General features: G+C 67.2%; 12 protein-coding genes. 4 read left to right on the forward strand and 8 right to left on the reverse strand.

Translation table 11 applies throughout. The annotated features are described in order from the left end of the window. Positions 1-17: 17 nt before the first annotated feature. Positions 18-1,526 (forward strand): Ppx/GppA phosphatase family protein, encoded by a 1,509-nt coding sequence (locus tag ACYPYD_RS16865; protein WP_459664331.1) that lies wholly within the window; start codon positions 18-20, stop codon positions 1,524-1,526. 144 nt (positions 1,527-1,670) lie between these two features. Here ACYPYD_RS16865 and virB11 read toward each other — a convergent pair whose 3' ends face one another. The 8 genes from virB11 to ACYPYD_RS16905 all read right to left on the reverse strand — a co-directional run bounded on the left by virB11 (position 1,671) and on the right by ACYPYD_RS16905 (position 9,727). Continuing rightward, a complete protein-coding gene (gene virB11, locus ACYPYD_RS16870) occupies positions 1,671-2,720 on the reverse strand; it encodes a P-type DNA transfer ATPase VirB11 (protein ID WP_008831080.1) in 1,050 nt (349 codons plus the stop codon). A 6-nt stretch (positions 2,721-2,726) separates the two neighbouring features. Continuing rightward, the gene (locus ACYPYD_RS16875; protein ID WP_008831079.1) at positions 2,727-3,827 is read right to left on the reverse strand and encodes a TrbI/VirB10 family protein; all 1,101 of its coding nucleotides are present in this window, start codon (positions 3,825-3,827) and stop codon (positions 2,727-2,729) included. 3 nt (positions 3,828-3,830) lie between these two features. Then, positions 3,831-4,718, reverse strand: a complete 888-nt coding sequence (locus ACYPYD_RS16880) for a TrbG/VirB9 family P-type conjugative transfer protein (protein ID WP_459664333.1) — start codon at positions 4,716-4,718, stop codon at positions 3,831-3,833. Further along, on the reverse strand, positions 4,715-5,968 hold the full coding sequence (locus ACYPYD_RS16885) for a TrbL/VirB6 family protein (RefSeq protein WP_459664334.1): 1,254 nt from the start codon (positions 5,966-5,968) through the stop codon (positions 4,715-4,717). The genes ACYPYD_RS16880 and ACYPYD_RS16885 overlap by 4 nt, the downstream gene beginning before the upstream one ends. A 5-nt stretch (positions 5,969-5,973) precedes the next feature. Next, on the reverse strand, positions 5,974-8,391 hold the full coding sequence (locus tag ACYPYD_RS16890; RefSeq protein ID WP_459664336.1) for a VirB4 family type IV secretion/conjugal transfer ATPase: 2,418 nt from the start codon (positions 8,389-8,391) through the stop codon (positions 5,974-5,976). A 31-nt stretch (positions 8,392-8,422) separates the two neighbouring features. Next, positions 8,423-8,704 carry a VirB3 family type IV secretion system protein gene (locus ACYPYD_RS16895; RefSeq protein ID WP_008831075.1) on the reverse strand — a complete coding sequence of 94 codons (282 nt, stop codon included), beginning with the start codon at positions 8,702-8,704 and terminating at the stop codon, positions 8,423-8,425. A gap of 18 nt (positions 8,705-8,722) precedes the next feature. Continuing rightward, positions 8,723-9,067 carry a TrbC/VirB2 family type IV secretion system protein gene (locus ACYPYD_RS16900; RefSeq protein ID WP_008831074.1) on the reverse strand — a complete coding sequence of 115 codons (345 nt, stop codon included), beginning with the start codon at positions 9,065-9,067 and terminating at the stop codon, positions 8,723-8,725. 285 nt (positions 9,068-9,352) lie between these two features. After that, positions 9,353-9,727 (reverse strand): hypothetical protein, encoded by a 375-nt coding sequence (locus ACYPYD_RS16905; protein WP_036526292.1) that lies wholly within the window; start codon positions 9,725-9,727, stop codon positions 9,353-9,355. Positions 9,728-10,046: 319 nt separating this feature from the next. Between ACYPYD_RS16905 and ACYPYD_RS16910 the strand changes: the two genes are divergently transcribed. From ACYPYD_RS16910 to ACYPYD_RS16920, 3 genes are all read left to right on the forward strand, one after another. Continuing rightward, positions 10,047-11,645, forward strand: a complete 1,599-nt coding sequence (locus ACYPYD_RS16910) for a hypothetical protein (protein WP_459664339.1) — start codon at positions 10,047-10,049, stop codon at positions 11,643-11,645. Positions 11,646-11,736: 91 nt separating this feature from the next. Continuing rightward, complete coding sequence (locus ACYPYD_RS16915) at positions 11,737-14,418, forward strand: TonB-dependent receptor domain-containing protein (RefSeq protein WP_459664342.1); 2,682 nt, start codon at positions 11,737-11,739, stop codon at positions 14,416-14,418. Between the two features lie 315 nt (positions 14,419-14,733). Further along, complete coding sequence (locus tag ACYPYD_RS16920) at positions 14,734-15,309, forward strand: TMEM165/GDT1 family protein (RefSeq protein WP_459664346.1); 576 nt, start codon at positions 14,734-14,736, stop codon at positions 15,307-15,309. Positions 15,310-15,441: the final 132 nt, after the last annotated feature.

The raw sequence follows: 15,441 nt of genomic DNA on the forward strand, positions 1-15,441 counted from the left end.
GGTAAGTATTGACCAGAATGATCGGCATCAGCCAGTCCAGCGCCCGGCGCGCCATCATCGACATCGGATCGAACACGGTACGCCTCGTCGTCTACAACGGGCCGCCGCGTTCGCCGGTCGTCGTGCTCAACGAGAAGGTCAACGCCCGGCTCGGCAAGGACCTCGGCCGTACCGGCGCGATCGGCGAGAAGTCGATGCGCACGGCCCTCGCCGCGCTGGCACGATTCGCCACGCTGCTGCGGCTGCAGGGGGTGGACGACGTCGAATGCGTCGCCACCGCCGCCGCGCGCGATGCCTCCAATGGACCTGCATTCCTTGAGGCCGTGCGCGGCTTCGGTCTCTCTCCCCGCCTGCTTTCGGGCGAGGAGGAAGCCCGCGCCAGCGCCACCGGCGTCATTGCCGCCTTCCCCGGCGCGCGCGGCATCGCGGCCGACCTCGGCGGTGGCAGCCTCGAACTGGTGGAGATCGACGCGGCGGTTCCCGGCGGCATCGCTCCGGGCGGGATCACCCTTCCCTTCGGCACCTTGCGCCTGCCGGACCTGCGCGCGCTGGGCCAGCAGAAGTTCGCCGCTGCCGTGCGCGACGGCCTTTCCGCGCGGGGCTGGGGCGTCAATGATCACCACGGCGGCCGCGGGATACCGCTCTACATCGTCGGCGGGTCGTGGCGCGCGCTGGCGCTGCAGGCGATGCGCGTGCTCGACTGGCCGGTGGACGATCCGCATGGCTTCGAACTCGCCCCGTCCGAGGCGATGCATCTCGCCCGGCAGTTCGCCAAGGGCAAGCTCGAGAACCCCGATCCGCGCATCTCCGCCTCGCGCCTCGCCACACTGCCCGACGCCGCCGCGCTGATGGCGCAGATGGTCGGGCAACTGCATCCCTCGCGCCTGATCTTCTCGTCCTGGGGCCTGCGCGAAGGGCTGCTGCACATGCAGCTTCCCGAGAGCATCCGTCAGGAAAGCCCGATGCTGGCCAGCGTCGCCGATTTCGCGCAGACCGCCCGCGTCAGCGCCGACGACGCCGTGCGCATCGCCGAATGGACCGCCCCCGCCTGCACGCAGGCCCGGGCTGACGCCGACTTGCGCAAGGCCGCCAGCCTGCTCGCCCTCGCCGCGATGCGCACCGAACCGAACATGCGCACCGAGGAAGCGCTTACCTGGGCCCTGCGCAAGCGCTGGATCGGCCTCGACATGCGCGGGCGCGGCATGATGGCGATGACCGTCTTTGCGAACTCCGGCGAGGCCGAGGTGCCGCCGCAGTTCACCAAGCTGGCCAGCGACGAGGACTTGCGCCGCGCGATCGGCTGGGGCCTCGCGGTGCGCCTGTGCCGACGCCTGACCGGCGGTGTGGCGGGCGGTCTTGCCGCGACCTCGCTGGTGGTGGAGCAGGGCACGCTGGTGCTGACCGTGCAGGACGCCGTGCGGCCGCTCTACGGCGCGGGCAACGGCAAGGACCTGAAGGCGCTGGCCGACTGGCTGGGGCTGGGATGCCGGGTGCAGGATGCGCAAGGGGCTGCGATCGAGGCGTGATGTTGATCCCGGCTTGATCCGGAAACCTCGTTGCGCGTTGATGGGGCTTCGACAGGCTCAGCCTGAGCGGGTTGGAGAGCAGATCTTTAAATCCCGCTCAGGCTGAGCTTGTCGAAGCCCCATCAACGAAACCCAACAAGCGCATCACACCAGCGTCTTGCTCTCCGCGATCGCCGAGATGCCGCGCTTGCCGCCGCTGCGGTCGAGCTGCACCACGATGTCGATCACCGAGGACGCATATTCCAGCGTCTCCGCGCGGGTCAGGCCGATACCGGTCTGCATCGACATCAGCGCGATCTGCTCCAGCGCGCCGCGCGGAGTGTTCGCGTGGACGGTCGAGAACGAACCCGGGTGGCCCGTGTTGATGGCGCGCAGGAAGCTGACCGTCTCGGTGCCGCGCAGTTCGCCCAGCACGATGCGGTCGGGACGCAGGCGCAGCGCCGCTTGCAGGAGGTCGTTGGCCGAGACCTTGGCCTCGCCCAGTTCGCCCTTCACGGCGATGAGGCCGACGCCGTTCGCGCCCGGCAGGCGCAGTTCGGCGGTATCCTCCACCAGCACCACGCGCTCATGCTCCGGGATTTCGGACAGCATCGCATTGAGGAACGTCGTCTTGCCGGTCGAAGTGCCGCCCGAGATCAGGATCGTCCGACGCCGCCGGATCGCGTCGCGCAGGAAAGCGATCGGCTCCAGCATGGCGTCGGGCGCGGGTTCCTCGATATGCGGCGGGATCGGGCCGCGATCGTAGGCGTCGAGCGGCAGTTCCAGCAATCGATGCCGACGGATCGCCAGCGCCCAGTTCGCGCGCGTGGCAGGCGGCCCGACCAGCTGGATACGCGCGCCTGAGTGCCCGCCATAAGCCGGAAGCGTCGCCGAGAGCAGCGGATGCTCGCGGTTGATGCCCTGGTGACTGATCCGCGCGACCTGCTCGGCGAGACGCTGCAGCAGGCGGTTGTCCATCTGCGGCAGCGCGATGCACTGCATGCCGGACAGCGCCGCATCTTCCACCCAGATCTCGCCGGGGCGGTTGACGAGGATTTCGGTCACCGTCTCCTTGTCGAGCCACGGGCGCAGCGGCGCGAGGTAGGCGTCGAGATAGACGCTGCGCGGCTCCGCATGGATGGGCGTGTCAGCCATGGGCGCCACAGTCACGGACGCATGTGCAGCAGCAGGCTGCAAGGTGAGGACTTCGGCCATGATCGCTCACTGAACCGCGCTGAAGTCCAGGTCCTTGGCGGTGAACACGCGGATCGGCTCGCCCTGGCGCACGCGGATGGTCGGGCCGATGCTCGACCCGCTCTGCACCGCCGCCGAGGCCGCCGAAGTGCCGCCGCCGATGACGACGTTGGAACCGCTCGACGCCAGCGTCGTCAGCCCACCGACCACCGAGAGCAGCATCGCCGAGCCGAAGCGTTCGAAGAAGTGCGTGTTGACCTTGCCCGGCAGGCCGGTCTCGCCGCCGAACGCGATCGCGGGCGAGCCGAGGTTCACCGAGACGCCGTCCGGACGGATCAGGCGGCTCCAGATCACATAGGCGCGCTTCTGGCCCGCCGTCAGCCCGCTCTTGTACTGGCCGATCAGGCGCGAGGAGCGCGGGACGAGCACGCGCTTGCCGTCGAAGCTGCGCACGTCGGTCGAGACGATGGCGCGCACATAGCCGGGGACGTCGGTGTCGATCGCGGTTTCCAGCACGGCAGGGATCAGCGTGCCCTGCGTGACCGTGGTGGCCGGATCGAACGAACGTGCGGCCGATGCGGTCGAGCCGGGGCCGCCGATGCGCGCAGCGAAGTCGTCGTTGGCGGTCCCGCCGCCTGCCTTGGCGACTTCTCCGGCGACACCCGCGACGGGCACGGCAGCGCCGGTGCCCGCGTCGAACACGACGGTCGGGCTGGCGAAGCGGTTGGCCTGGGGCGCGATCTCGGTCCCCGGCGCGGCGGCCAGCACCGGTGCGGGCGCAGGGGCCGGGAGCGGCGCGGGCATCGGGGCCGGAACGGCAGGCGCCACGGCCGCGGGGACGGCGACGGGCGCTGCGGGCTGCGGCGCGGGTGCGGCGGGCTTGAGGTCGGCAGTGCCGTTGCGGGCCGAGTCCATCGACCACAGCGTCAGGCCGCCGAGCGCCGCCACGATCAGCACACCGGCGGCAAGGCCGAGGCCGTCGGCCTTCTTGCGCTGGGTGACTTGCGGCAGGACGTTGCGCGTCGCCAGATCGATGACCTGCGCACCTTCGCCCTCACGCGGGTCGGTAGCCGCATCGCCGGAAAAGCGCTCACGAAATGCCGAGTTGGACGAGGAATTCGGCGCCATGGATCAGTTTCCCTGTGACGTGGGTGCAGTGGCGGGTGCAGTGGGAGCGACAGTCGGCGCAGCTTGCGGTGCAGGCGAATTCGCCGCGACAGTCGGCGCCGCTGCTGGAGCGACCGGCGCAGGTTGGCTCAGGGGCTTGGCCGGGCGCGAGGCGAGCGGCAGCGTGTTCACCAGTTCCGCCTTGGTCTTGCCCGAACGCAGGATCAGCGTGTTCGGCACGTCGTCGATCACGATCGTCGCGCCCCGCACCGCATAGTTCACCGGGCCTTCGTCACCCTTCTCGTTGGTCACGAGGATGGCGGGCACCGCAGTCTGCTCGGGCCAGAGCAGGTAGGTCGATTGCCCGTCGTCGTAGACGCGCGAAGGCAGCAGCTTTTCCGAACCGACGCGCTTCCATGCGAAGTTCAGCGCCGCCGGATCGGCAGGCACGGCGGAAGGGTCGCCAAGCGCCAGCGCGGCCTCGGATGCATCCAGCCCTGCGGCGGCAGGCGCGGCCTGCGGCTTGGGCTCATCCTTGTAAGTGAAGCGCAGCATGTAGAGCGGCTTCGCCTTGGTCGAGGCGACGAGGTCGAAGAAATAGGTGTGGCGGTTTGTCACCACCGTCATGTTGGTGCGCGCGGTGGCTTCGAGCGGCTTCACGAAGAGCAGGTCGGCGCGCTTGTTCGGCGTAATCTGCCAAGCCTGCGAATCGCCGACCGCGACGTTCTCGATCGCCTCGCCCTCGCCGAAGGCGATGGTCGCCTGGACGCCGGCCTTGCCGTCGATGCGCACGACTTCGCTCTCGCTGTAGGCGTGGGCGAGCAGGCGGTCGTCCGCCCGGGCGGGAGCCGCCAGCGCGAGCGCCATCAGGCTGCCCGCAAGGACGGTCTTGCGCAGCGTTGCGCGGGTCATCGTGTCTTCTCCTTCGGCAACTTGCCGGTGTCGTTCGAGGCACTGCGGAACCGGCTGCCGATCCCCTTAGCGCGCGTGGCCGAATCGCCCTGACGCAGAGGTTCGATTCCCCCGCCCACGACTTGCGTTACCACGGTTCGGCGGTCGCTTGAACGTGCTGCACTGTCGCCGCCCGTCACCAGAGCACCCGCCGCCGCCGCGGCAGCGGCAGATACGGTCGAGGTGCGGCTCTGGTAGGCGGATACAGAAGGTGCGGGCGCGGCGGCCGGGGCCGGAGCGGCGGCGGCGTGGCCCTGCGGCGCGTCGCGATCACGCTCGGAAGCGCCGAGGCCGAAGACCTGCCAGCCGGTCACCATCGTCGCGGCGACCTTCACCACCATGACCATCAGCGCGACGTGGACCGAGGCGACGAGGAAGAACGCCATCGCACCGCGCCCGTCGATCTCGCCCGCATTGGCGCTTTCGACCAGGCCCGAGATGATCGGCACCAGCAGCTCCAGCGTGATCCCGCCACCGAGCACCACGAAGAGCGGCGTGATCGCGGTGAGCACGACGCCGCGGAGCCAGCCCGCGGTGAGGCCGCGCGTGCCGCCGAACAGCGCCATGACCACGAAGATCGGCCCGAGCGCGAGCAGCACCGCCAGCGCGATACGCGCCGTGAGCAGCACGCCCACGGTGCCGAGCAGCAGCAGCAGCGCGCCCATCCACATGACGCTTTCGGGCGTGAACAGCCCGCCCGCGCCCTTGGCGGCGATGGCCGCGCCTGCGGCTCCGCCAGCAGCTTCGCCGCCCTCCTTGGCCGCCTGCGCGCCTTGCGAGGTCGCTTCGGAAATCTGGTTGATCGCGGAGAAGACGATGTCGATGCGGTCGCCGAACAGCTGCGTCGCCGAGCCCTTGGCGCCCATCAGCATGCCGGCGATCCAGTCCGGCCCGCCGATCGCGAGGTTCCAGACGACGCCCTGGTAGGCGACCCAGCTCGTCGCGAAGGTCAGCACCACGCCGAGCCGCAGCATGCGCGGGCTCAGCGCCGAGATGCCGAGGCTGGAACGCCCCGTTAGCAGCGAGAACGCGAAGAACGCGATGTAGAGCGTCAGCACGATCGTGAGCACCGGGGCCATCGCGCCCCCTGCCCCGAACAGCCGCCCGAAGGCGCCCGCCGCCATCTCGTTCGCCACGCAATCGACCGCGCGCAGCGCCGGAGCGACCCCGGCGGAGGCGTATTCGGTAAGCTGTTCGCAGGCGTTCGCCATGAGGCTTACTCCGCCGCCGCCGTCCAGGGCGCGTCTTCGTCCAGTTCCCCCGGCCACTGCATGCCGGTGAGCACCGGATACCAGCTTTCCGGCGCATCGCCGTAGCGTTCGCGCAGAGTGTCGAGCTTGCGCACGGTGCTCTCGCGGCCCGACAGGACGGTGAGCACCTCGGGCATGCCCGAAAGGTCGAGGCGCACTACCACCGAGGAGTCCGACTGGCGGATCAGGAAGCAGCGCGAATGCGCGGGCAGCGTGCGGATGACGTCGAGTTCGTGCTGCGACAGGCCGAAGCCCTCGCAATAATCCTCGGCCCGCGCACGCGAATTGGGCATGAACACCATCGTCGCGGTCTGCTCGACAAGGGCGGTGGCGATCTTCGAATCCAGCGCGTCGCGCGCCGACTGGGTCGCGAAGCCGACCAGCGCGTTGCGCTTGCGCAGCGTCTTGAGCCAGTCGCGGATGCGCGCGGCGAAGACCTCGTCGTCGAGCGCCTTCCAGCCCTCGTCGATCAGGATCATCGTCGGCTCGCCGTCGAGGCGCTCGTCGATGCGATGGAACAGGTACATCATGACCGGCGTGCGCAGGCGCGGGCTTTCCAGCAGCGCGGTCATGTCGAAGCCGAGCACGCGCTGGCTCAGGTCGAGGCGGTCGTGCTGGTTGTCGAACAGCCAGCCATGCTCGCCGCCCTGCAGCCAGGCGTCGAGGCGCGAGGCGAGGTCGCCCGGCTCCGGACGGCGCGCGCCCGCCAGCAATTCGCGGAAGTGCGAGAGGCGGCGCAGCGACGGATCGTTGTGATAGGCCGCGTCGACCGCACTGGCGATCGTCGAGAGTTCTTCCGGTCCCTTGGCTGCGAGCAGAACGCCGAGCCAGTCGCGCAGGAAGGCGCGGTTGTGGGCGGTGTCAGGCAGCGCGAGCGGGTTGAAGCCGGTCGGATGACCCGCCGCGACGCGGCTGTAGGTGCCGCCGATGCCGCGCAGGAACACCTCGGCGCCGCGATCCTTGTCGAACAGGATGGTGCGAGGGCCGAACTTCTGCGCCTGCGCGGCGAGGAAGTTCATGACGACCGTTTTACCCGAACCCGACGGACCGATGACGGTGAAGTTACCGAGGTCGCCCTGATGGAAGTTGAAGAAGAACGGCGTAGCGCTGGTGGTGGACAGCAGCGTGACCGCGTCGCCCCAGTGATTGCCGCTCGCCTGTCCCATCGCGAAACCGTGCAGGCTGCCGAAGCAGGCCATGTTGGCGCTGGAGATCAGCGCGCGGCGCACGATGAAGCTCTCGTTGCCGGGAAGCTGACCCCAGAACGCGGGTTCGAGGTTCACTTCCTCGCGCACCGCGACGGCGCCCGCGTCGGCCAGCGAGGCGGCACACATCGCGGTAACCTCGTCCAGCGCATCGAGCGAATCGGCGCGGACCAGAACCGAGAGGTGATGATCGCCGAAACCGACCGAGCCGGTGCCCAGCGCATCGCGCGCGGCGGACATTTCGCGGCGCTCGGCCACGGCTTCCTCATCGGCGCTGCGCAGGCGGCGGATCGAGAGGTCGATGCGTTCGCGCGCGATCTGGCGGTCGGCCGGAGCGTATGTTTCGGTCAGCACCAGTTCGCAAGGCAGGCGCAGCAGTGCGTCGGTGAGGCCCGGCGCAGTCGAATCGGGGTAGTCCTTGAGGCTCACGATCGAGCCGAAGGTGCCGCCGGTCGCGCCACGCAGTTCCAGCGCGTCCATGCCGAAGCTCACGCGGCGGTAAGGCAGCATGTGGCCGATGTCGGTCTCGTCCGAGGGACGACGCACCGGGCGCATCTCGCCGTTGTAGAGCGCGGAAAGCAGTTCGAGCACTTCCGAGCAGCGGCCCGCAGGCGCATCGTAGTCGCCCAGCAGGCGCGCTCCATAGGCGCCAAGCGAGGCGACCATCGCCGATGCAGCGGCCTTGAGCGCTCGAACGTCGCCAGGATCGACGTCGGCGTTTTCCGAACCCTTGTTCTTCATGAAGCGGCTGAGCTTGTCCGCCCAGCCCGCCTTGCCGCGCGCCGGACGGCGCACCAGGGTAATGAACTGGTCGTTGACGAACAGCGCGCCCGAACCCGTGCGCGCCCGCCAGCGCGCGTCGATATGCGCGGCGAGCGGATCGTCGAACTGCGCCGCCATCTCGATCTCGACGCGGCGGCGGATGACGTGGTGATAGAGCACGAAGCGCGCATCGAGCGATGAGCGCAGCAGCACCTCGCGCGTGGCGACATGGGCATTGAGTTCGTCGCTGTCGGCGGTCTCGAACGCGAGGCCGGGCACCATGAGCGAGAGCATGACCGAGCCGTCGCGCAGGCGCACGACGTTATCGTCCACGAGCCCGGCGTAAGGCAGGCGGTCGCCGGCGAGCACTTCCTTGGCTCCCCAGCCCTTCAACGGCGATTTGAAGCTCTTGGCCATAAAAACTGTCATCCCCCGCGCGCGCAGTCGCTTACGGCGCGTAGCTGTTGCAGCCCCAGCGCTGCCAATTGGCGACGCGCGGGCACTTGCTGACCTTGGCGATCCACAGATCGAACACCCGCGGCTCGCGCAGGCACGCGAGATAGCCGATGCCGTGGATCACCAGCATGACCGGCAGCGTCCAGAAGCTCTTGGTTATGAGGAATATCTCGGTCACCACGGCGAAATTGATAATGAAAAAGCTGTAAGTCACGCCCGCGAACATCTGCGGGCGAGTCAGCGCGCGGTGAACCGGATAGCGGGCCAAAGTCATAGGATCGGGCTCATGCGCTCAGCCCACTGCCGCCGACTGGATGCCGGTCACGATCGCACCCGCGCCGAACAGGATGAACACGCCGATGATCACGGTCGCGCCGAAGCGCCAGTTCATCCGGCCGGTCAGCATCATGAAACCGACGGCCGCCACCGCCATGACGGCAACCGCGGTCGCCACGTTGCCGAGCAGCGTACCCTGCAGCCAGCCGAGTGCCGCGACGATGGGGCCGGAACCGGCAGGATCGGCCGCAACGGCCTGAGCATGGGCCAGCGAAGGCGAAAGCTGGGCCGCGACCACGGCTGAAACTGCGTAGAAGCAGCGCGCGAAACGGCTGCGAAGATGTGCGTATCGAATCACCATACCCTCCGTATGAGCGCGCAGTGCGCTAGCAGGATGACAGGTGTGTGACGACAGTGCTGCGAACGGATCGTAAATCTCGTCGCAGATGATGAACGGATGACGGTTTTATTTCAGAGGCATCCGCGCGGCGACTGGCTTTATACATATGAGGACGCCGTCGTGGCTGCTGCGACCTCGAAGGACCCGGCTTGTGCACCGGGGATCGTCGAGACAATGATCGGGAAGGGACGAGAAAAAGGGGCACCCCTTTCGGAACGCCCCCTCATCCCCGCCGGAAACCGGATTTCAGCGTGAGGCCATGCGGTTCGCCGCCAGCAGGCCGCTGAGCGCACGCCTCGCCGCGAAGCGCGAATCGACCCAGGTTCCGTCAGCCAGTTCGAGATCGTAGCGCACCGGCGTCGATACCGCCGCGCGGAAGGCGGACAGCGCCTTGCCGCTCATTCCAGTACGGGCATAGGCGGCCCCGAGGTTGATGAGCGTGGCCGGATCGTCCGACCTGGCGCCGCCGTCGGCCTCGAGCTTGGTGATCGCCTGCTGCGTGCGACCCGAGGCGAGTTCCGCATAGGCGACGTCATGCGCCTGCGATGCCGGCCGCTCGACGACGAGCGAAAACGCAGACTGGCCCATTAGAACGGCGGCGGCGAGTGCGGTGAGGGACATTGCGATTTCTCCCATGGACTGTGTCGATACCACGTCATCGTCTGCCGGAAATCGCCGCTCATCAACAAAATGACGTTAGTGTCATAAAAATGCAATCAACCTGTGATTGCAAAAATCACGACCGACTCCATGGACAGCTAACCTGCGGCTAATTCGCAACGGCACATAACCGTCGTATAAGTGTATATTAGTGTCATTGTAATGCCAACAAAGCGTCACCCGCGCGGCCTAGAGGCCTCGATCAGCGAGGGGCGGAATCGTGATCGCCCCCGTTCGATCTGTTCGACCTGAACACGCCTGAACACACGGGGGATTCATCGTGAAGAAAATTTCCGGTCTGCTGCTCATGGGCTGCAGCGCACTCGCTCTCGCCGGCTGCGGCGCCGACGACATCTCCTCGCCGGGCGCCGGCTCGATCGACGTCGACATCACCAATCCGACGCCGACCCCCACTCCGACCCCCGGCACCGGCCTGGTCGAGGCGGCGACGGACTGCCCGGCGATCGGCGCCACCGGCGGCCTGACCAACAGCGGCACCGTCAGCGGTCCGGAAGGCACCTGGCGCGTCTGCACCCTGCCCTCGCTGATCGACGCCAGCACCACGCTGCCCAAGGTTGACGGCGTCCTCTACCGCATGAACGGCCGCGTCGATGTCGGCTGCGACGGCGGCCTCACTGCCCCGACCACGGGTGCCCCGTTCTCCACCACGACGCTGAGCTGCGGCGGCCGCTCGCTGACCTCCGACACCAACGTCACGCTCACCATCGAGCCGGGCGTGATCGTCTACGGCCAGAACGGCGCCGACCCGGCATGGCTCGCGGTCAACCGCGGCAACAAGATCAACGCCGAGGGTACCCTCGCGCAGCCGATCATCTTCACCACGTACGAGAACGTGCGCGGCACTGCGACCGAAGCCACCGACGGCCGCTGGGGCGGCATCGTGCTGATGGGCCGCGGCATCATCACCGACTGCACCGCGGGCGGTTCCACCACTGCCGGAACCTGCGAGCGCGACACCGAAGGTTCGGCCAACCCGGCTGTCTTTGGCGGCAAGGACAACACCTACAACGCGGGCATCATGAAGTATGTCCAGATCCGCTTCTCGGGCTACGTCCTGGGTTCGAACACCGAACTGCAGGCGCTGACGACCGAAGGCACCGGCACCGGCACTACGCTGGAATACATCCAGAGCGTGAACAGCTCGGACGACGGCGCTGAATTCTTCGGCGGCGCGGTCAACATGAAGCACTACATCGCCGTCAACGCCGACGACGACAGCCTCGACATCGACACCGGCCTGCAGGGCAACTTCCAGTACGTCATCATCGCGCAGCGCGCGGCCGACGGCGACTCGCTGATGGAAGTCGACAGCAACAACAACGAAGACCAGATGCCGCGCCAGCGCACCGTCGTGGCCAACTTCACCGCCATCCAGACCGGCGTGAACAACAACTCGAACAACGCGGGTATCTTCGTGCGCGGCAACGCCGACCTGACCCTGGTCAACGGCGTGGTCTACGATCCGCAGGACGAGTGCATCCGCGTCAACGGCACCGGCACCACCGCCACCCGCGCGACGCTGGCGGCCCAGTCGGTCGTCATGACCTGCGCCGGTTCGGGCGCGTTCCTCGGCACCGGCAGCTACAGCAACGCCGACGTCCAGGCCGCATTCGCCGCCGGTTCGAACAATAATGCGGCCTTCACTTCGACGCTGGCGAGCACCTTCGTCAACGGCGCCAACGAAGCCGGTGTCGTGGCCTATGCCAACATCAAGTCGCTCTCGAGCTTCTTCGACGCGGTAACCTACGTCGGCGCCGTCAAGGATGCGAGCGACACCTGGTATCGCGGTTGGACCTGCGACACCGCGACCGCGAACTTCGGGTCGAACAGCGCCTGCACGGCCCTGCCGGTCACCTGAGGCAACCGCCCTTAGTCGAATGAAAGGGGGGGCGGTCCGCGAAGGCCGTCCCCTCATTTGCATCCAATTCTCTGTTCCAGGGGGACACCAAATGACCAAGCCGCGGCTCGTAGCGGCGCTGCTGCTTTCCAGCGCGATGACCATGCCGACGATGGCATGGGCGCAGGACAGCACCACGACCGACAGCACTTCTCCCGCCGACGCCGGTACGCCGCCCACCGGGCAGGACGCCGAGGAAGCGGAAGCACCCGACGTGTCGATCCCCGGCGGCGAAATCCTCGTCACCGGCCAGCGCTCGCGCAATGTGCAGCGCTATGCCCCGCAGGTCGTCTCGGTCCTCTCGAACGAGGAAATCGCCCGCACCGGCGAAGGCGACATCGCCGGCGCCCTCGGCCGCGTGACCGGCCTTTCGGTGGTCGGCAACGGATACGTCTACGTACGCGGCCTGGGCGATCGCTATTCGCTGGCCCTGCTCAACGGCTCGCCGCTGCCCAGCCCCGAGCCGCTCAAGCGCGTCGTCCCGCTGGACCTGTTCCCCACCAGCATCATCGCCTCCTCGCTCGTCCAGAAGAGCTACTCGGCGAACTTCCCCGGCGAATTCGGCGGCGGCGTCATCAACCTGACCACCCGCGCCGTGCCCGACAAGCCGTTCCTGACGATCGGCGGCGGCGCCTCGTGGGATACCGAGACGACCAACAAGCTCGGCTACACCTACTACGGCAGCAAGACCGACTGGACGGGCTACGACAACGGCAACCGCAACAAGTCCGTCGAGATGAAGGACTATCTCGGCAGCGGAACCCTGCTCGACGGCACCAGCGACCAGGCGCGCGCAATCGGCAGCACGCTGTTCAACGGCCGCAACGCCGTGGTTCAGACCGACAACCACCTCCCGGTCAACTTCTCGGGCAGCCTTTCGGCGGGTACTTACGCCGATATCGGCGAAGCGCGCCTCGGCGTGATCGCGGCGGCCAGCTACTCGAACAAGCTGCAGACCAAGGACATCACCACCCAGCGCATCGCCGGTCTCGACTACGACACGCGCGAGCAGGACTTCCAGCAAGTCGTCACCGAGAACCGCATCGTCGCCAACGCCATGCTCGGCGTCGGCCTCGAGTGGGGCGACAACAAGATCCGCTGGACCAACGTGTACATCCACGACACGGTCAAGCGCGCCTCGCTTTCGCTGGGCTACCAGAACGCTACGCCGACGATCGACTACCTGTACCAGGATACCGGCTGGTACGAGCGTCAGTTGATGGACACCCAGCTGGTGGGCGAGTTCAAGCTGGGCGGCGACACCGAGCTGGACGTGCGCGGCGGCTACGCCAACTCCAAGCGCAAGGCACCTTACGAAATCTCGCTGCAATACGTCCGCCTCAACAGCGGCACCAACGGCGACCAGTTCATCAACCGGCTCGACGGCGGCAACCAGGGTGACGCGACGGTCGACTTCTCGAACCTCGACGAAGACGTCTGGTCGGCGGGTGCCGACTTGTCGCACACCTTCGGTGCGGGCTGGCAGGGCACGGTGGGCTATGCCTACCAGCTCAACGATCGCCGTACCTCGCGCCGCTCGTTCCAGATCCGTGCGCAGGGCGATACGCGCCTGATCAGCACCTTCGGCCTGCTGCGGCCGGATGTGCTGTTCCAGCCCGGCATGTTCTTCATCGATCAGGCGACCGACGGCGCGGTAGACTACCACCTGCTGACCAACGAGATCGATTATGCCGGTGCGGTGTTCGACGCCAAGCTGAACAACCACGCCTGGTACGCCAAGCTGAACGGCCAGCTTACCGACGCCCTCAGCTTCGACCTCGGCGTGCGCTGGGAATATGCGACCCAGTTCGCGGGTGTCGTGCCGATCGCCGCCACCGGCACGGCCATCCCCGACACCAACCTCGAGCATGAATACTGGCTGCCCGCCCTGACGCTCACCTACGAGCTGCAGCCAGGCGTGCAACTGCGCGTCAACGGTTCGAAGACGATCGCGCGCCCGCAATTCCGCGAGCTGCTCTACCAAACCTTCTTCGACCCCGACAGCAACCGCAGCTATCGCGGCAACCCGCTGCTGACGGATAGCCAGCTCTACAATGCCGAAGCGCGCTTCGAGTACTACCTGAGCACGAAGGACAAGGTCTCGGTCGGCGCCTTCTTCAAGCGTCTGGAAAACCCGATCGAAACGTTCCTGGTCCGTCCGGGCAGCGACTTCGTAACGACTTATGCCAACGCGCCCTCGGCCAACCTATACGGTGCCGAAGTCGAACTGCAGAAATACTTCGACCTCTTCGCCGATCGCCGCCTGCTACTGGCGGCGAACTACACCTACACCAAGTCCAAGCTCAGCGTGAAGGACGGCGACACCACCGCGGTCTACGGCGCCTCGACCAACAATGCGCGCGACTACTTCCGCGACGGCGCGCCGCTCACGGGCCAGTCGGAGCATATCGCCAACGTGCAGCTCGGCCTCGAGCAGCAGGACGGGCTCTCACAGCAGACCTTCCTGTTCAACTACGCCAGCAAGCGCGTGACGAGCCGCGGCCTCAACCAGTCGGGCCAGAACGACATCTTCGAGAACCCCGGCTTCACGATCGACTTCGTGGCGCGCCAGGGCATCGAGCTGGCAGGCACCGACATCGAGGTGAAGTTCGAGGCGCGCAACCTCACGGGGCGTAAACACTCGGAATACCAAGACTTCGAAGGCGGCCGCATCCAGGTCAACACGTACGACGTGGGCCGCGTGTTCTCGCTTTCGGCTTCCGTGACTTTCTAAGCCGTCTTTTCCGGGGAGGCACCTGCCCTCCCGACGGCAACCTCATGGCCCGGTCGCCCAGCGACCGGGCCTTTCTTTTTGCGCTTTCCAAAACTGCAGAACACCGGTAAGCGCGGGTCCGTCATCTGGGGAGTAGCCGCCCGCGCATTTCGCGGGACCTGCCGTCAACACACTTGGTCGAGAGGCCATGGCGCGCAGGAGGACGTTTTTCGAACGTCCGGGCGAGACCAATGACGCATGCGGTTTCGCTCGGCCGGGCGGATTCCGAATGCGTCGTTGCGTTTCGTTTCCGCCCGGCCCGAAAGAACCATGACCTTGGAAGCCCTGCTTACATCGACCGCAGTCGTCGCCCTCGCCGAGATCGGCGACAAGACCCAGCTTCTCGCCATCGTCCTCGCCACGCGCTTCAAGCGACCCTGGCCGATCGTCGCGGGCATCTTCGTGGCGACCATCGCCAACCACTTCCTCGCCGCGCTGGTGGGCGAGCAGGCGGCCGCCTTCCTCGACGGGCAGTGGTTCCGCTACCTCGTCGCCGCCAGCTTCATCCTGATGGCCGGCTGGACGCTGATCCCCGACAAGTTCGATGAAGACGAAGAGGCCAAGCCGAGCCGCTTCGGGCCGTTCCTGGCGACCGCGATCGCGTTCTTCCTGGTCGAAATGGGCGACAAGACCCAGATTGCCACGATCGCGCTGGGCGCCCGCTTCCAGAGCGTGGTGCCGGTGATGATGGGCACCACCATCGGCATGATGATCGCCAACGTCCCGGCGGTGTTCCTCGGTAACGCGCTCATCAAGAAGGTCCCGCTGAACGTCGTGCGTACGGTGGCGGCGCTGCTTTTCCTGGTGATCGGCCTGTGGCTGCTCGCACAGACGGCGGGCCTGCTGGACTAAAACGACGAAGGGGCCGCGGCAAGGCGGCCCCTTCGTTTCATCATACCCCAGCCACGATTACCACCCTATCGTCATTGCGAGCGCAGCGAAGCAATCCAAGGCCGCGCAAACCGCCCTGGATTGCTTCGCTGC

This window comes from Novosphingobium sp. 11B (assembly GCF_054589055.1).